The sequence below is a fragment of the Anabaena sp. PCC 7938 genome, assembly GCF_049315035.1.
Taxonomy (GTDB): Bacteria; Cyanobacteriota; Cyanobacteriia; order Cyanobacteriales; family Nostocaceae; genus Anabaena; species Anabaena cylindrica.
Genome location: NZ_CP186034.1, coordinates 4,371,835 through 4,389,568 on the forward strand (window position 1 = coordinate 4,371,835; position 17,734 = coordinate 4,389,568).

At 38.4% G+C, this 17,734-nt stretch carries 19 protein-coding genes; 15 read left to right on the plus strand and 4 right to left on the minus strand.

Annotation, left to right across the window (positions count from 1 at the left end; genetic code table 11):
• The first annotated feature begins 627 nt into the window (after positions 1-627).
• Positions 628-1,452 (plus strand): alpha/beta fold hydrolase, encoded by an 825-nt coding sequence (locus ACOWPH_RS19895; protein ID WP_015217120.1) that lies wholly within the window; start codon positions 628-630, stop codon positions 1,450-1,452.
• Between the two features lie 127 nt (positions 1,453-1,579).
• On the opposite strand, the gene ACOWPH_RS19900 is transcribed toward ACOWPH_RS19895, so the two are convergent.
• Together ACOWPH_RS19900 and ACOWPH_RS19905 are read right to left on the minus strand one after the other, a co-directional pair.
• Positions 1,580-2,518: an Rpn family recombination-promoting nuclease/putative transposase gene (locus tag ACOWPH_RS19900; protein ID WP_015217121.1), complete on the minus strand. Its 939-nt coding sequence runs from the start codon at positions 2,516-2,518 to the stop codon at positions 1,580-1,582.
• Complete coding sequence (locus ACOWPH_RS19905; RefSeq protein WP_015217122.1) at positions 2,493-2,774, minus strand: hypothetical protein; 282 nt, start codon at positions 2,772-2,774, stop codon at positions 2,493-2,495. Before ACOWPH_RS19905 ends, ACOWPH_RS19900 begins: the two co-directional genes overlap by 26 nt.
• Positions 2,775-2,939: 165 nt before the next feature.
• On the opposite strand from ACOWPH_RS19905, the gene ACOWPH_RS19910 reads away from it, so the two are divergent.
• The 14 genes from ACOWPH_RS19910 (at position 2,940) to ACOWPH_RS19975 (ending at position 14,979) form a co-directional block, all read left to right on the plus strand.
• A complete protein-coding gene (locus ACOWPH_RS19910) occupies positions 2,940-4,412 on the plus strand; it encodes a leucyl aminopeptidase (RefSeq protein WP_015217123.1) in 1,473 nt (490 codons plus the stop codon).
• Positions 4,413-4,730: 318 nt separating this feature from the next.
• The gene (locus ACOWPH_RS19915; protein ID WP_015217124.1) at positions 4,731-5,216 is read left to right on the plus strand and encodes a helix-turn-helix domain-containing protein; all 486 of its coding nucleotides are present in this window, start codon (positions 4,731-4,733) and stop codon (positions 5,214-5,216) included.
• A gap of 287 nt (positions 5,217-5,503) precedes the next feature.
• Positions 5,504-5,737 (plus strand): hypothetical protein, encoded by a 234-nt coding sequence (locus ACOWPH_RS19920; protein WP_015217125.1) that lies wholly within the window; start codon positions 5,504-5,506, stop codon positions 5,735-5,737.
• 3 nt (positions 5,738-5,740) lie between these two features.
• Entirely contained in the window at positions 5,741-6,568 is an 828-nt protein-coding gene (locus ACOWPH_RS19925) for a DUF4351 domain-containing protein (protein ID WP_015217126.1), read from the plus strand.
• A gap of 378 nt (positions 6,569-6,946) precedes the next feature.
• Entirely contained in the window at positions 6,947-7,972 is a 1,026-nt protein-coding gene (plsX, locus tag ACOWPH_RS19930; protein ID WP_015217127.1) for a phosphate acyltransferase PlsX, read from the plus strand.
• Between the two features lie 115 nt (positions 7,973-8,087).
• A complete protein-coding gene (locus ACOWPH_RS19935) occupies positions 8,088-9,077 on the plus strand; it encodes a beta-ketoacyl-ACP synthase III (protein WP_015217128.1) in 990 nt (329 codons plus the stop codon).
• A complete protein-coding gene (locus tag ACOWPH_RS19940) occupies positions 9,065-9,307 on the plus strand; it encodes a hypothetical protein (protein ID WP_042465453.1) in 243 nt (80 codons plus the stop codon). The genes ACOWPH_RS19935 and ACOWPH_RS19940 overlap by 13 nt, the downstream gene beginning before the upstream one ends.
• Positions 9,304-10,185 carry an ACP S-malonyltransferase gene (gene fabD, locus ACOWPH_RS19945; RefSeq protein WP_015217129.1) on the plus strand — a complete coding sequence of 294 codons (882 nt, stop codon included), beginning with the start codon at positions 9,304-9,306 and terminating at the stop codon, positions 10,183-10,185. The genes ACOWPH_RS19940 and fabD overlap by 4 nt, the downstream gene beginning before the upstream one ends.
• A gap of 60 nt (positions 10,186-10,245) precedes the next feature.
• Positions 10,246-10,620 (plus strand): DUF433 domain-containing protein, encoded by a 375-nt coding sequence (locus tag ACOWPH_RS19950; RefSeq protein ID WP_015217130.1) that lies wholly within the window; start codon positions 10,246-10,248, stop codon positions 10,618-10,620.
• Positions 10,617-11,054: a DUF5615 family PIN-like protein gene (locus tag ACOWPH_RS19955; protein ID WP_042465456.1), complete on the plus strand. Its 438-nt coding sequence runs from the start codon at positions 10,617-10,619 to the stop codon at positions 11,052-11,054. Before ACOWPH_RS19950 ends, ACOWPH_RS19955 begins: the two co-directional genes overlap by 4 nt.
• A gap of 283 nt (positions 11,055-11,337) precedes the next feature.
• Positions 11,338-12,456, plus strand: coding sequence for a fatty acid desaturase family protein (locus ACOWPH_RS19960; RefSeq protein WP_015217131.1), 1,119 nt, complete (start codon positions 11,338-11,340; stop codon positions 12,454-12,456).
• A 69-nt stretch (positions 12,457-12,525) separates the two neighbouring features.
• Positions 12,526-13,164: a lysophospholipid acyltransferase family protein gene (locus ACOWPH_RS19965; RefSeq protein ID WP_015217132.1), complete on the plus strand. Its 639-nt coding sequence runs from the start codon at positions 12,526-12,528 to the stop codon at positions 13,162-13,164.
• A 354-nt stretch (positions 13,165-13,518) separates the two neighbouring features.
• Entirely contained in the window at positions 13,519-14,556 is a 1,038-nt protein-coding gene (locus ACOWPH_RS19970) for an AI-2E family transporter (RefSeq protein WP_015217133.1), read from the plus strand.
• A 126-nt stretch (positions 14,557-14,682) separates the two neighbouring features.
• Positions 14,683-14,979, plus strand: a complete 297-nt coding sequence (locus ACOWPH_RS19975) for a DUF2288 domain-containing protein (protein WP_015217134.1) — start codon at positions 14,683-14,685, stop codon at positions 14,977-14,979.
• Between the two features lie 59 nt (positions 14,980-15,038).
• Here ACOWPH_RS19975 and ACOWPH_RS19980 read toward each other — a convergent pair whose 3' ends face one another.
• The gene (locus tag ACOWPH_RS19980) at positions 15,039-16,949 is read right to left on the minus strand and encodes an SPFH domain-containing protein (protein WP_015217135.1); all 1,911 of its coding nucleotides are present in this window, start codon (positions 16,947-16,949) and stop codon (positions 15,039-15,041) included.
• Positions 16,950-16,971: 22 nt separating this feature from the next.
• A complete protein-coding gene (locus ACOWPH_RS19985) occupies positions 16,972-17,637 on the minus strand; it encodes an OB-fold-containig protein (protein ID WP_015217136.1) in 666 nt (221 codons plus the stop codon).
• Positions 17,638-17,734 lie beyond the last annotated feature (97 nt).

The window sequence follows — 17,734 nt, forward strand, 5'->3', positions numbered from 1 at the left end:
AAAAACTACGATTTTTTCTGAAATAAGGTACTAATTAGCTAGAAGTCTAACTAATTGGTAGATATTTTTTGTTACTATTTAGCATTATTTCTCATGCAGATATTTTGCTATTTAAAGTATATTTCAGCAGGATTTTTTCATTTGGTATGATGGGCAAATTTATCATGATTTAGTGTTTTTTTAGTAGCAATAGCTTCCCTGAAAAAGGTAAACTTTGGTGCTTGCCTCATCAGGAGATTAAGTGTATTATACCCTTCACATTTTCATGATAAATGGCTAAAGCTACGGTCAGCTATTTCCAATTATCTATTAATCATCTTGAGTGAATTTATGAAGGGTCGATGAAGTGCTTTCACTCATTTCTATATAATTCATTGAAACTTTACTTAATTCTGTAATCATGGTTTCAGAGTTGGCTATTTTTTGTCTAGAAAAGTTGATTTTTGTGGTTTGAGGTGGCTATGCTGGAGGCAAAAGGCTAAAATTATTGAATTAAAGGATTTTGTATTGTATGTGTTCATGTCCAATCTCAACTTTGTTTCTTGCCATTTTTTCATCTCCCCATCAGTGCAAGTGAAAGTGTAGAGTTAAACAAGGTCAATAAATAAAGATATACACCTTGGTAAAATGGCAGACGTTGAACTTAAACCTTGTTTCCTGACTCCCAAACGCATACAACCAAAATATCCGCTGTTTGTCTATTTACCAGGAATGGATGGAAGTGGTCAACTGTTGCGATCGCAAACTGCCGGTCTAGAAATTGGCTTTGATGTCCGTTGTTTGGCGATCCCCAGACAAGACCTCACTACCTGGGAGGTGCTAACAAAGAACGTTTTAGACTTGATTCATGCGGAATTAGAAAAAAGCTGTCACCGTCCAGTTTACTTATGTGGGGAGTCTTTTGGTGGTTGTTTGGCTATGAAAGTCGCTATCCAATCACCACATTTATTTAAACGCATTATTTTGATTAATCCAGCTTCAGCGTTTCAACTGCGTCCTTGGCTGAACTCTTTATCGCAACTAACAGACTTCGTACCGTCATGGTTTTATGATGTTGGTGCATTGGGATTATTACCATTTTTAGCATCGTTATCCCGTATGTCTAGTAGCGATCGCCATGAACTACTCAGAACGATGCGTTCTCTCCCCGCAGAAACGGTAAACTGGCGTTTGTCGTTATTGCGGGAGTTTCAAGTGGAAGAGGAAAGATTGCGACAACTGAAGCAACAGGTTTTGCTTATTGCTGGGGGGAGCGATCGCTTGTTACCTTCTGTGAGTGAAGTGGAACGATTAGATAATATTTTACCGAATCCCAAGATAGTGATGCTTCCTGATAGTGGACACGCCTGTTTGTTAGAAGAAAGTGTCAATCTGTATGAAATTCTTAAAGATAATGAATTTGTAGAAACTGTAAGAATTCAGGAGTCAGGAGTCATGAGTCAGAATGTTTGATCAATCGGTAGATAATCGGATAGTGATCTTTTCTGTAACCGTTAAAAAGCTGACCGCTGATAGCTGAATACTTACGAATAAAGGGGAAGATAAAATCTCTAACTTTTTCCTAAACCAACTAAAAATTTTATTCTGGTTCTGGCAAATTAGAGTTAATTAACTGTTGAAATTCCTCCAAAGAATTAACACTAATTGTTGATATCAGGAGTTTTTCTGACAAAGATGTATCATCAACCTGATTAATTTTTTCAACTAGATTTTCTGGAATATTACCAAACCGGACTTGCAATAGTTTGATAATATCTTGCTTTTGAGTTCTTTCTATCGCTCGTCTTTCAATATTAGTTAATAAGGGCATTTTTATTTCCTCCTGATAATTAGCTAATCTTTCTTCAAAACTTGATTGTAGTTCTTCAGATAAAGCCATCATTAAATCAATGACTTTATACAAATCAGCAATTTCTTTACGGTTATAGCCTCTTTCATAAAGTAACCGGGCTAAATTCCATTTCCACTGCTCTCTGGCTGATAAATTGCTCGTAGTGGCTTTGGTCTTTAAATGTGCCATTACTACTATAGCAAAAACATTATTATTTTGCTCCAGGTCTTCCCATTGATAATCTAGGAGTTTCACAATAGAAAAGTTAAAAAGCAGTTGACTATTTCCTAAACCATATTGGTAAGAATTGGGTCGCCAACTTTTAGTTTCATCTCCTAGTATTGCTAAACTAACAACTGGTTTTTGATATAAATCAAAAGCTCGATAGTTGTAGATAAACATCCTTTGTGCAAATTCTTTGTCATATTGACTTTGTACTTCTACATGAATTAATATCCAAAGTTCTTGATTATCTAATAACCACACTTGGAATAATTTATCAGCGTGGCGATTTTTTGTTTTCGCAGATGCGGTAATTTGTTCTAATTCTTTATCTAGAGAAACGGGGTTTTTTGTCCAATCAATTTGTTGATGAAGTTCTGGATAAAAGAAAGTTATAAATGACTCAAAATAGTCTCCTATTGCTTCTTTCCAGGTTTCATCATAGTTGGCTGTGATTTCGGTCATGGTGCAAAAAAGTTGTAAATATTTTATACCCAGGTAATACTAAAGATATTCCTGCATTACTGTGAATTTTACCTGGATATCTATAAGGCTGATCGTCGGGAACAGCACCACCGATGCGAATATGTATTCCTGGTAGCCATAAGTACAGTCCGGGAATTAATAAATCCATGCTATAAGCAATTTCTCTCTTGGCTTGATTTTCATCAAGAGAATTATTAGCAATAAAGCTCAACTTGGTGTTTGTGAGGTTTAACATAGGTTTTTAATCCCCAATCGGGGATTTTTGACAGAATAACTTCGTTTCAATCCCTAATAGGGATTATCTTAACAGGAGAAGCTAGTTTCAAACTTCAGTCCCCACACCCTGGAAATTTTGAGCAATACTGGTACAAGTAAGGAAAGTTTACAGAACATTACAAAAATGACGATTCAACCTACAAATACAGCTTTATTAGATTGGACAGGTGATACTTTAGCGATCGCTTTATTTGAAGATGCAGTAGAATTAACAGGTGATTTAGCGACTCTAGATGAGAAATGTGGCGGAATTTTAAAAGAACTCATTGCTGAAGAAGAATTTACTGGTAAGCTCAATAGCACCATTGTGATGCGGGCAGGTGCTGGTCATCCAGTGCGGAAGGTGATTTTGGTCGGCTTAGGTAAACCAGAGGTGCTGAAACTAGAAACTTTACGCCGTGTTGCAGCTACAGTGGCGCGAACTGCTAAAAAGCAAAAAACCAAAACTCTAGCGATGAGTTTACCAGTATGGAACAATGATCCCACTGCTACGGCTCAAGCAATTGCTGAAGGTACACAACTAGCACTTTACCAAGATACGCGCTTTAAATCAGAGCCAGAAGACAAAAATCCCCAAATTGAAACTATTGATTTACTAGGATTAGGGGGACAAGAAGCAGCTATTACCCGTGCAGAGCAAATTGTTTCTGGGGTAATTTTGGCTAGACAGTTAGTAGCAGCCCCAGCGAATGCAGTGACACCAATTACTATGGCAGAAACTGCGATCGCGATCGCTAAAGATTACGGTTTAGAAATCCAAATCTTGGAAAAAGAAGAATGTGAAAAACTAGGTATGGGTGCATTTTTAGGAGTCGCCCAAGCCTCTGATTTACCACCAAAATTTATTCACCTCACCTACAAACCAGCAGGAACACCAAAACGCAAATTAGCAATTATCGGTAAAGGTGTAACCTTTGATTCTGGTGGACTTAACATTAAAGGTGCAGGTAGCGGCATCGAAACCATGAAAATGGATATGGGTGGTGCAGCCGCTACTCTCGGCGCAGCTAAAGCCATTGGTCAGTTAAAACCAGATGTGGAAGTTCACTTTATTTCTGCCGTGACGGAAAACATGATTAGCGGTCGCGCTATGCGCCCAGGAGACATCTTAACCGCTTCTAATGGCAAAACAATCGAAGTCAACAACACCGATGCAGAAGGGCGTTTAACCCTGGCTGATGCCTTGGTTTATGCTGATAAATTGGGAGTAGATGCGATCGTTGATTTAGCCACTCTCACTGGTGCTTGTGTAGTTGCTTTGGGTGACGATATTGCCGGCTTATTTACACCAGATGATGCTGTAGCTTCCCAACTGCAAACAGCCTCTGAAGCTGGCGGCGAAAAGATTTGGAGGATGCCAATGGAAGACAAATATTTTGATGGCTTGAAATCGGGAATTGCCGATATGAAAAACACCGGCCCTCGTTATGGTGGTTCTATTACTGCGGCTTTATTTCTCAAACAGTTTGTTAAGGATACCCCTTGGGCGCATTTAGATATTGCTGGGCCAGTGTGGGCTGATAAGGAAAATGGCTACAACGGTGCAGGTGCAACCGGTTTTGGTGTGAGAACTTTAGTTAGTTGGGTGTTGAGTTAGTTTATTCTCGTTCCCATACTCTGTATGGGAATGAATTATGAAAGGCTCTGCCTTGAGTGACATTTTAGAGGCAGAGTCTTTTCTGATAGCATTCCTAGCCTCTGAATAGAAACGAGATCAACGTGCAATCCGTAGAAATCGCCCAAAATAGCATATTATTTAGGTGTAACCTGCATACATATAATTAAAAAAGTTGCCTTAATTCTTGGCGATATTTAAAGAAGCTTTAGGTTTAATAGATGTATACCGAAGCTAAAACCCAGTCACTGAAGCTAAAACCCCTTAAGGATTAATGATTTTAGGAGAAGAAGAAGTGACATGAAGGAGGGTAGCAAATACCAGCCACTCCTAGATTTTTTGCGTGGCAGTGATCAAAATGAAATAACCCTTTCTTTTGCTGAAATTGAGACTTTAATCAAAGATACTCTGCCTAACTCAGCAAAAAATAAACGATCATGGTGGAGTAATCGCAGCAAAGGCGCATTACAAGCTTCTGCCTGGATAGAAGCAGGATATCGCGTTGAAGATGTTGATTTTGATCAGCAGCAAGTAAAATTTTACAAACCTCCTAATAACTTTCAAGTTCAGGTTAAAGGTGACACTGTACTGTGGAATGGCGAATTAATCAAAGCACTGCGTCTTCACATGGGTTTAACACAGGCAGAATTTGCAGAAAGACTTGGAGTCTATCAGCAAACAGTTAGCCAATGGGAAAACAACGCCTATCAGCCAACCCTCGCTACATCGAAATATCTAACTTTAGTTGCTGTTCAGGCTGGATTCAAATACATAGAGAGAGATTAGAAGTCAAAAAAATTTTTGGATCTGTCTGTTGACATTTTACAATGTAAGTTTTATTTTTGTCAATATACAATCTACATTGTAAAATGAATATTCAAAACACCGAACCGAAAGCCTTCTCACTCTCCCCCCATGGCAAAGTATACGCAGACAGCCTAATTTACACGGGTATCATCCCCGCAGAACTGGATGGTATACCCTGCCCACTACAAATATTGTCAGAAGCCAGCAAATAAGTTTCCGACGCTTCCCTCTGACTTCCGGCTCCCAAACAAAAGGAGACATTCACCATGATAAAACCAGTTGTTACCCAAAATCATCCTTGGGTCATAGTCAGAACTGTAATAATTACCCAATCTCACACCGTCGCCCGTTTTGCTAACCGCCAAGATGCAGAAGACCATTTAAGATTTTTGCGTCGAACTATACCCAACGGAGGTTTTGAGATCATGTTTGAACCGCCAGAAGATGTAAAAGAAAACTTGAATATTGAATTACTGACTATCAGCCAAAAAAGGGTGTAAATCGTGAGTTTTGATAATGTTTGTAAAATCTTAGCTGAAAAATATCCCCTTGATTTTGCCAACTGGTTGTTACCGGAAACAGTCGAAAAAATCAAAGTCTTAAAAACCGAACTCAGCATCGAACCAATTCGCGCAGATTCTGTTATTTTGCTGCAAACGAAAAACAGAATCCTACATCTAGAATTTCAAACCAATACCAAATCAGACACTCCCATTCCATTAAGAATGTTAGATTATTTTGTCAGATTAGTTAGACAATATAATCTACCTGTTACTCAAGTGGTGATTTTCTTGCAAGAAACAAGTAATGAAATCGCTTTTACCGAGGCTTATATTGATGAAATGACAAATCATCGCTATCGAGTCATCAGAATGTGGGAGCAAGATTCAGCTTTATTTCTCAATAACCCCGCATTACTTCCATTAGCGCCATTAACAAAAACAAATTCCGCACCAGGGTTATTATCACAAGTCGCCAGAGAAATTGCTAAAATTACAAATGTGGAAGCTAGACAGAATACCGCTGCTTACACAGAGATTTTAGCAGGTTTACGATTTGAGAAAAATCTAATTCGTCAATTATTGAGCGAGGATATTATGCAAGAATCTGTAATTTATCAGGATATTTTGCAAAAGGGAGAACAAAAAGAGGCTTTCCGTTTCTTGAATCGTCAATTGAATCGCCGTTTTGGTGTCATAGATTCGCCAATAATGGAACGAATTCGCTTATTATCTACTGAACAATTAGAAATATTGGGAGAAGAATTTTTAGATTTTTCAGAAGTATCTGATTTAATTACTTGGTTAGACGCGCAAACTCCCAGAAGTTGATAAAATTTTTCATATTCCCGATTCATCAAAAAAGTCGGGAATCTCATTTTTCATTTCACCCTGGGGATATTAGTAAATTTTTATTTATTTATTAAGTAATTTTACTTAATAAATAACATTGTCTACAAAACAGTTTGATAAGCTGTTACGCATTTACTTTTTTGCCTCAAAGCCTTACTCCAAGGACTATAGGCTACAAATTATTAAATTTAGCAGCGTAACAACTTAGTCGTTTACAAGCGGAATTTGAGCCAACAATGTTTACCTAATTCCCTTAGTTGCAGAAAAAGTCCAGTTCCTTCTGTCTTTTTTGGGAATTTTGAAGTTTTAAGTATTGCAATCTGATAAAATTTGTAAGGTTTCTTTGAGCTAGGAGCAATGGGATCGACTGGTGTAAGGATCGCAATTGACGCTATGGGAGGGGATCACGCACCCAAGGAAATCGTCGCTGGCGCACTGCGAGCGCGGGAAGAATTGGGTGTAAAAATCTTGTTGGTAGGTGATCCCCAAAAAATTGAAGCTGCTATGCCGCCAAAAACAAATATGGTGGATTTAGAGATTGTTTCTGCTGAGGAAGCGATCGCTATGGATGAGGAACCTTTAAATGCAGTCAGACGCAAACGCAAGGCCTCCATCAATGTAGCAATGGATTTAGTCAAAAAACAGCAAGCAGATGCTGTATTCTCTGCCGGTCACTCTGGAGCAGCAATGGCATCAGCTTTGCTCCGCTTAGGAAGATTGCCAGGAATTGACCGTCCAGCTATTGGCACAGTATTTCCGACAATCAAAGCAGGTAAGCCAGTATTGATACTTGATGTCGGCGCTAATGTAGACTGTCGTCCTAAGTTTTTAGAGCAGTTTGCTGTCATGGGGTCGATTTATAGTCAGTATGTTTTGGGAACAGAAGAACCCAAAATAGGTTTATTGAATATCGGCGAAGAAGACACCAAGGGCAATGAAGTCGTTCTCCGCGCCCACCAAATGTTAAAGGAAAATACCCAAATTAATTTTACTGGTAATGCTGAAGGGCGTGATATTTTATCCGGTGAGTTTGATGTCATTGTCTGCGATGGCTTTGTCGGTAATGTAGTATTAAAATTTGCCGAAGCAGTCGGAGGCGTAATTCTACAAATTCTGCGCGAAGAATTACCCCAAGGACTACATGGTCAAATCGGGACGGCAATTTTAAAACCCAACCTCAAGCGTGTCAAACAGCGCATGGATCACGCCGAACATGGAGGTGCTTTACTTTTAGGCGTAGACGGAATTTGTTTTATCGGTCACGGTAGTTCTCAAGCGCCTTCAATTTTTAGTGCTATTCGCATGGCTAAAGAAGCTGTAGATAATCAGGTACTGCAAAGACTTCAGTCCCAATATCAAATCCTACAGAGTGAAAGCGATTAGCTGAAGAGTTAATTGTCATTAGTCATTTGTCATTTATGCTGGTAAAAACTACAACTGATTTATGACAACTGACAATTGACAAAAATACTGATAGCTGGGGAGATTAGGAGTGCCAATGTTAAACGGTATAGCAATTACAGGCAGTGGCTCGGCAGTACCAGCAACTACCTTAGATAATAAATTACTAACTCAACTGGTAGAAACATCAGATGAGTGGATTACTACAAGAACAGGAATTAGTCAACGGCGGTTAGCTTTGCCACCAGAGTCATTAAGTGTACTTGCTACCACTGCCGGTAGACAGGCTATTGAAGCGGCAGGGATTAAAGCAGAGGATATTGATTTAATTTTACTGGCAACCTCTACACCTGATGATTTATTTGGTAGTGCTTGCCGAATTCAAGCTGAATTAGGTGCAATTAAAGCAGTTGCCTTTGATTTAACAGCAGCCTGTTCCGGCTTTGTATTTGGACTAGTCACAGCAGCCCAATATATCAGAACAGGTGTCTATCAGAATGTACTCCTGATCGGGGGCGATATCCTCTCTCGTTGGGTAGATTGGCAAGACCGACGCACTTGTATATTGTTCGGTGATGGTGCAGGGGCAGTAGTGTTGCAAGCTAATAAGAGCGATCGCTTATTAGGATTTTCTCTTAAAAGTGATGGTACTCAAAATCATTACCTCAACCTTACTTATGAAGGTGCTGCTCAAGAATTGCGTCCAGGTATCAATGTTACCAAAGGAACTTACCAACCCATCAGCATGAACGGCAAAGAAGTCTACCGCTTTGCAGTCCAAAAGGTGCCAGAAGTTATAGACAAAGCCTTATTTGCAGCTAATCTCACCGTTGATCATATAGATTGGCTTGTATTGCATCAAGCAAATCAGCGAATTATTAATGCGGTAGCTGAACGTTTAAATATTCCAGCACATAAATTAATAAGTAACGTCGCCAACTATGGCAACACTTCAGCCGCTTCTATTCCCCTAGCATTAGATGAAGCCGTGCGAGAAGGAAAAATTAAACCCAATGATATCATTGCTACCTCCGGCTTTGGAGCAGGTCTAAGCTGGGGTGCAGCAATTTTTCAATGGGGAAGATAGGGATTTGGAAGAGGCAGGGGGCAGGGAGCAGGGAGCAGAGGGGGATTTGGAATTTCTCTGACCAATCACCAATTACCAATTACCAATTACCAATCACCAATCACCAATCACCAATTACCAATCACCAATCACCAATCACCAATTACCAATTACCAATCACCAATCACCAATCACCAATTACCAATTACCAATTACCAATTACCAATTACCAAATTACCGTTTATCAATGACTAAAACTGCATGGGTGTTTCCCGGACAAGGTTCGCAAACCTTGGGTATGGGAATGGATCTACTAGAAATACCATCTGCTCAAGAAAAATTTGCCCAAGCGGAGGAAATTTTGGGCTGGTCTGTTATAGATATCTGTAAAAATGACGAAGAAAAACTATCACGCACACTTTATACCCAACCTATTCTTTATGTAATAGAAAGTATTCTCGCTGATTTATTAAGAGAAAAGGGACAAAAACCGGATGTTGTTGCTGGTCATAGTTTAGGAGAATACATAGCCCTTTATATTGCTGGCGTTTTTGATTGGTCTACGGGTTTACACTTGGTTAAACGCCGGGCAGAAATCATGGATAACTCTGCTGGTGGGATGATGGCCGCACTGATGAACTTTGACCGGGAACAATTAGAAAAAGTCATTAACGAGACACCTGATGTAGTTTTAGCAAATGATAACAGTTCGGCTCAAGTCGTCATTTCTGGGACTCCAGATGGTGTACAGGCTGTTATGTCGCAAGTCAAAGCCAAACGTGCAATTCCTTTAAAAGTTTCAGGTGCATTTCATTCACATTTAATGAAAGCTGCTTCCACAGAATTTCAAGAAATTCTCGACTCAGTGATTTTTCAGTCTGCTGTTGTCCCAATTTTGTCTAATGTCGAACCTGTTCCCACAGTTGATGCTGATATAATCAAACAACGCCTTTCTCAACAAATGACAGGTTCAGTTAGGTGGCGAGAAATCTCTTTGCAATTACCAGAAAATGGAATTGAGCGCGTTGTGGAAATTGGTCCAGGTAATGTATTAACAGGATTAATCAAACGCACTGCGGCTGGATTAATTTTAGAAAACGTTCGTAATGCTGGGGAGTTGCCTGTTTAGGATAAATTCATTCACAATTAAATTAAGGTCAACAGAAACAATTTCTAGGAGATGATGGATATGACAACCTTATCCAATGGACAATCAGGTGTCATTCGGACAGAAAAGGGACTAATTATCTCCGGGACTCGTATTACCTTATACGATGTGATGGACTATCTGAAAGCCCAATATCCATCCAAATTGATTCGTGAAAAGCTCGGACTAAATGATGAGCAGGTGAACTTGGCTTTAGCCTATATAGAAGCTCATCCTGTAGAAATAGAAGCTGAGTATCAAGAATTTCTCCAAACAGCAGAGGAAATTCGACAATATTGGCAGGAAAAAAACCGCGAACGATTTGCCAAAATAACAGCTATGCCTACTAAAGTTAGTCAGCAAGCTCTACGTGCAAAACTACAATCTTGGCAAGAGTGTATCACATCCCAATCATGAATTTCCTAATTGACTATAACTTGACAGGGAACGCTGTTTTATTTTGGGGAACACTTGCTGCTGAAGGCTGGATTGATCTATTATCAATTCGTTTCTTTACATTTAAACAAGCTGGATTACCAACAGATAGTAGTGACAGAATTGTGTGGCAATTTGCTCAATCGAACCAAATGATTCTGATTACAGCTAATCGAAATATGAAAGGATATGATTCGCTAGAGCAAATGATTCGTGAGGAAAATATAGCAACTTCACTACCAATTATCACTATTGGAAATCCTGATCGATTCGATGAGCGTGGTTATAGAGTTCTCCAATTAAAAAAATATCCCAAAATTTCTTGTGGTGCGGGCATCTTGCCCGCTAATAATACAAGGACGGGCAAGATGCCCATCCCACAAGATTGGATCATCTTTTTTGTGGAGTTCTCATAGAGAAAAATGTGCTGCTCGTCTCGTGGATATTTTATTAGATATTGAAAACTATATGGGAGCAGGTAGAATCTTTATTCCTTGAAGTTTTTGGTGTAGTAGACTATCGAGCGCGTTTTTAGAATTTGCCGCATTATCAAAGATTTACTTGATGAATTGGTTCTTAATTTATTTTCAGTAATTTGTTAAGTATTTCAGTAAAATAGCGCCAAAAAATAACCTGATACTGCCTTAAAATTTCTCAAAAACTGGCGTAATAACCCTTAAAATAAAACTAACAATATTCATGAATACAGTTGATCAAAAAATTTGGATGACGCAAGCAGACTATGCTAAAAAGTTGCGTCCTTTACTTCCAGCAGAAGCATTTTTACCTGATACAAATAAAGTCTGGATTTTGTTAATTAATCTAGCAATTTTGATGCTGGGTTGGGGAATTGCAAATCATCTTGATGGCTGGAAATGGTATTTGCTCTGGCTTTATTTACCACTAGCATTAGTGATGGCTAATAGTGTCATCGTTCTCCTTTTTAGCACCCACGATTTGCTACACAGCCGCACGATTAAAAATCCCTGGTTGAGACGCGTGATTAGTCTATTGGGATTAACGATGTTATGGATGCCTCCTACTTTATGGAAGGCAGTACACAATCGAGAGCATCACAATAAGACTAATTCTCTGCAAGATCCAGATCGCAATTATTTAGACAGTCAACCTAAAACTTGGGGTAAATGGATTCAGAATGCTTTTGTACCCTCCGCTGAAGTAAATCCTATTTTATTGACTATCGGTATGGGTCATGCTTGGGGAGTTCACGCATTTCGTAACTTGACCTCAGTTTTGTTATTTAACAATGGTAAAGCCCAATATCCTGTGGTAGCTTTTACTGTTAGCGGGAAAGAACGACGGGCAATCGCTCTAGAATTATTAATGATTGTGGGAATCCATGCCAGCATCTTAACTTACCTGGAATTCCATCCCATCAAACTTCTGCTGGGCTACTTTTTACCCATTTGGATAGGCTATGCAGGTCTGATATTTTATATTTATACGAATCATATGTTGTGTCAAATGACAAGTATAAATGATGTGCTGGTAAATAGTCTATCTATTCGAGTTCCCAAATTATTTGATTTATTACATTTCAACTTTTCTTATCATACAGAACATCACATTTTTCCCGGCATAAATTCAGATTATGCACCAATGGTACAAGCATTATTACAAACACATTACCCTGAGCGTTTCAATTTGTTGAATGCTGGTCAAGCATGGCAATTGATGCTCCAAACACCCCGACATTACAAAGATGACACCACCTTCACAGACTGGTCTGGAAACAAGTCAGTAGACTGTTTAATCTCAGGTACAAATCCTCTAAGGGATGATAGTTTTGCTAAATGATGCCGTTGACTGATGAAAAGCGATCGCGATCGCTTATCCTAGACCTTAGTCTCCTTTAAATTATCCTCCGTGACCAGAGAACGCGAACCTTTTATCAGTCTGGCACTTTACTACGCTTTTAAGTGGTCTGTAGTTAGTCCCACGCTGCATACTTACTTTCGTATCAAGATTTATGGCGTGGAAAATGTCCCCCAAACTGGGCCATTGCTAGTAGTTAGCAATCATGCGAGTTACTTTGACCCACCAATTGTTTCTAATTGTGTACGTCGTCCCGTAGCGTACATGGCTAAGGAAGAATTGTTCAAAGTGCCAGTTTTAGCACAAGCGATTAAGTTGTATGGTGCTTATCCCGTTAGTCGGGGTAGTGCTGACCGTGCGGCTATTCGTGCGGCTCTAGAATGTCTTGATAATGGCTGGGCTGTAGGTGTTTTTTTAGAAGGTACACGTACTCCAGATGGTCGCATTACTGACCCCAAAAAAGGCGCAGCATTATTAGCAGGAAAAGCAAAAGTACCTTTTTTACCAGTGAGTTTATGGGGTACTGACAAGATTTTACAACCTGGTTCATCTCTTCCTCGTGCAGTTCCCATTACTGTCAGAATTGGTAAAGTAATTGATGCTCCTAGTTCTACTAATAAACAAGAATTAGAAGCGATGACCCAAAAATGTGCGACTGTAATTAATGAAATGCACGATTTAGGGCGATAACAGCAATTTTAGATTTTGGATCATGAATTGTAATAGTGCAGACAGTATTTATCCACTAAGGAATATGCTTTAAGGATGTAGCGAACAATTCGTCAATTGTATATATTTGAACTTCAGCAAGCCCTAGTTAGTTAAAAAAATTGAGAAAATAATTGTCACAGATAATGCTCGCAAAATCTGATTCCTTGAGTGTTTGATAATCACATAGGGCTAAAGCTGCGTGTCACACCAAAAATCTATAGGGTGCATCAGATATCAAAAATCTGTTTATTTACTAGATTTATACAGTCTGAGGCACTTTATCGATGTTCCAGTTGCGTAAGTTCTGTCTAAAATCTAAAATCTAAAATTTATATGAGTGGGTTTGAAGGCAAGAATTTATGGCAGAGACTAAATAATTTAGTCTTAGTTCGATTTTTACTTTTAGTTGCTTCTGGTTGGGCTATTGTCCAACTTTTGGATTATTTTCAAGCAGTAATTGTGGTTTTTTCATTCGCTGCAATTTTGGCTTTTTTACTCAACTATCCTGTAGACGTTCTCCGACGTTTTTTACCTCATACCGTAGCAGTAATTGGAGTTTTTTTAGCGAGTATTCTGATCATTGGAGTACTCATTATTACCGTAGGCTTAACAGTTTTATCTCAAGGACAACAATTAATAGATAGTGTTTCAAATTTTTTAAATTCTTTAGTTCCTTTAATAGAACGAATAGAAGAATTTCTGCAAACTCGTAATTTGCAGATAGATTTAAGTTTAATTGAAACTCAACTCCGCGATCAAGCTATATCAACACTGGTTACAACTTTAGCTATTTTACAAGGTATACTAACCAATTTCATCACTTTTATATTTATTGCTGTCATCGCTTTTTTCATGTTACTGGATGGACAAAAACTATGGAATTTTATTCTCAAAATAGTTCCACCAAATCGTCGTCAAAGATTTACCAATATCATCAGACGTAGTTTTCTAGGTTTTTTTCGCGGTCAGTTATTATTAACTTTGTTTTTGACAAGTGCAACCTTCATAGTTTTATTATTTTTTAATGTCCCCTTTGCTTTATTGCTATCTCTGATAGTTGGAATTTTAGATATGATTCCAGGCATAGGGGCAACATTAGGAGTTGCTACAATTACTTTAATTGTTTTAGCACAAAATCCCTGGTTAGCGTTAAAAGTATTGATAGCTTGTGTGATTCTCCAGCAAATTCAAGATAACTTAATTGCTCCAAGAGTTATGCAAGGAACAATGAACTTAAACCCTGTAGTAGTGTTTTTCTCTTTATTAATTGGTGCTAGGGTGGCAGGTTTGCTCGGTATTTTTATCTCTATTCCTATGGCGGGAATAATTGTAGCTTTATTGGAAATCGAAGAAATGCAATCAGAAAATTAGCTATTGGCAATTAATGAAAATTTTTAAGAATTTATAAATTATGATTTCTGGCATTCGGAGCAAAATAATGTTACGCGATTTGATAAATCATGTAAAATCAAGATTATAAGTACAAAGTCGGGAATTATGTCGGATTTAAGAGCAGAATTAAAACAAAATCTCGATGAAGCAGAGTGGGATTGGCTAATTCCCCATGTGCAAAGGGATGCAGTGATTGTAGTAGCAGATGGGATAGACTTATTAGATGTAGCAGTTGCGATCGCAGGTGACAACATTCCCTCAGTGCAACAATGGATTGAAGAGAAATTGATTGCCAAACCCTCTGTAGATCAGGTAGGAGAGTGGAATGGCAATCGTAGCAAGCGATTTCATGCCCTGATCATTGAACCTTACGTCCTAGTACAAGAAATGGCTACTGTTTAAAAATTCCTAATTTATAATTCTTATTCAATTACGAATTACGAATTACGAATTACGAATTATCAATTAATTTCTGTATCTTGTTGGTTGAGGGTTGGTGTGATGGCTGAGTTATTACCACGTACCATTTGACTGACTTGGCCAATTAAGTCCCCTAATTTACCTTCATCTAACAAGGTATTAATCAAGGATAATCCACTAGTTGATAGTAGCAACTTGTTAATATCTTGACTACCGCTAGTACCATTTGCACCAGGGAATGAGTAAATACGAGTATCTCCTAAAACTCCTGGTTGTGGTGCTAAAGCGGAGACGATTTCTGGCAGTTTATCCGCTAATTCTGGCCAGATAGTAGTCAGCATCTTAGCACTCAGATTAGCATTACTAATCGTGTTTTCAGCCGCAATTTTGGCTTGAATACCCTCCGCTTCCGCTAAGGCTTTATCACGGTTAGCATCCGCAAGAGTGCGAATTGCTTCCGCTTCCAATTCTGCTGCTTCTTGAGCAATCTCAGCTTGACGACGACGACGGAAAGCGTCAATTTCCACAATGTTGCGATCGCTAATACTGCGTTCTTGAGCTTCCCGTTCTGCGGCTATAATAGATAATCGTTTGGTACGTTCAGCTTTTTCGACTTCACTAGCTGTTTTGACAGATTCCTCGGCTTTAGCTTGTTCTGCTTGTGCAACAAAGCTTTCACGTTTTTTGTTAGCGATCGCAATTGCTAGATCTTCTTGAGCTATTCTTGCTAATCTCTCTGACTCAACTATCTGTACCTGTGCTTGTAACTTACCAGACTCTACACTTTGCTGACGGATAATCTCTGCTAGTTCCGCTTCTTGTTTTTGTAATGATTGTGCTACTTTTAGCTGCTTATTCCGTTCTTCTAAAGTAATATCAGCTTCAATTTGGCTTTGTTGTAGGGATAATTTTTTGCGAATTTCTTCTTCTTCAACCGACTTTGCTTGTAAAATTTTGGTACGTTGTACAGTTGCAGCTTCTCTATCTTTAGACTCTTGAATTTCCCTTTCTCTCTGTGCCTTTAGTGCTTCTACTTGCAGCTTTTGAGATAGTTTAGCACTTTCTTGTTCTTGGGCAATTTGCAATGATCTTTTTTGAGCATCTAATTCTTTTTGCTCAATAGTCACCTGTGCTGATAACTCAACTTCCCGTTTTTGTTGAACTGAACGTTGAATAATTTCCGTTCGCAAGCGCACACCCTGAGCGTCAAAGAAGTTATCAGGATCATAAGTAACACTTTCTAATATCTCCGAAATTGCAATATTATTTAGTGTTAATCCCACTTTCTTCAAATCTGTCCCCACTAAATTCAGTACTTCCTGAGCAAACCCCAATTTATCAGAATCAATTTCTGCTAAATCCTTGGTTTTAGCTGCGGCTCTAATTGCATCATCTGCTCTTTTTTCTAAAGCATTTTTGATGTCTTCAGGATTAATTTTAGTACCATTTTGAGATAGTCTTGCAGCCGCTGTTAAAACATCATCTTCGGATGCATTAATACACACATAAAAAGTAACTCTGATATCTGCTCTCAGATAATCTTTGGTACGCACAGCCATTTTACCAGTCCGTTCTACATCAATAGAAATTTCCCGCAAAGGTACTCTTGTTAATTGATGAAACCCTGGTAAAACAATACAGCCACCATAGAGAATAACTGCTTTCTTTTTAGTAAATAATCCCCCAGTTCTGACAAAGGCTTCGTTGTTGGGTGTGACAACATAAACTCTTGTGTAAGCAAATAAGCTCAATAACAGAAGTAAAACTAAAGTAACAATGACACCGGGAAATACTAACCCTCCATTAATTTGCGCTAAACTCGGTTGAGTTGTCAGGGGAAAAGTAGGATTAATCAAGGTTGTCTGTTGCTGTTTTGACTGTAACTGAACTGATGGCATTTCCAGTACATCAACAGTTGGTAAAGCCTGGATAAATGTTAACCAAAAAAGCATATATTTTTTCCTTTGATCAAAGTTAATTTTTACGATTTGAGCTATCTAACCAACGTTCTTCATCTACAGTTTCTTTGGCAATAACTAGATAAATTTGCTGTTTAAGTTCAATTACTATTACTTTTTCCCCTCTCTGCGGTGCGATAGTTGCCCAATCTGGAAGAACGGCATTAATTGTTAAAAAATTTCCTTTTGCATCTAGCACATCTATCTGTCCAATTTTGCTTAAATTTTCTCTAGGAATATAAACAGAAGAAACAGTTCCGATACAACCAATTAAGCGATCGCTACTTGCATCTTCACTAAATTCTGCAAAAATTTTACTAATTGGTTCAGCTATTAACCTCCCTAAAAATAAACTAATAATTAGGGAAATTAATAAAATCATTACGCTGATAAAAGGGATCTGTTTGTTTCGTAAAATACCACCAAGTCCAACATTTAACATCCAGCCAAGCAAACCCCACAAACTTAAATCTGTTGCCAACAATAACAACAATGGAGCTTTGCCAATACCTGCCCATCCTAGAAAATCTCCAAAGCTCACATCACTGTCTGTTTCCACATCTAAATCTGCATCAGCATCTAATTCTGATTCTCCCCCTCCCAGAACAATCATGAATAGAAAAAGCAATACTCCTGTAATCAGGAAAATCCAATAAGGTAAGTTAGCTGAACTAAACAGCATATTTTTTCCTGCAAGATATTTAACAGGTATTTTTATATTGTTGTTTGAACACATCCTATGCTCTTTTGTAGCTAGATGTCAATATTAAATATTCAAT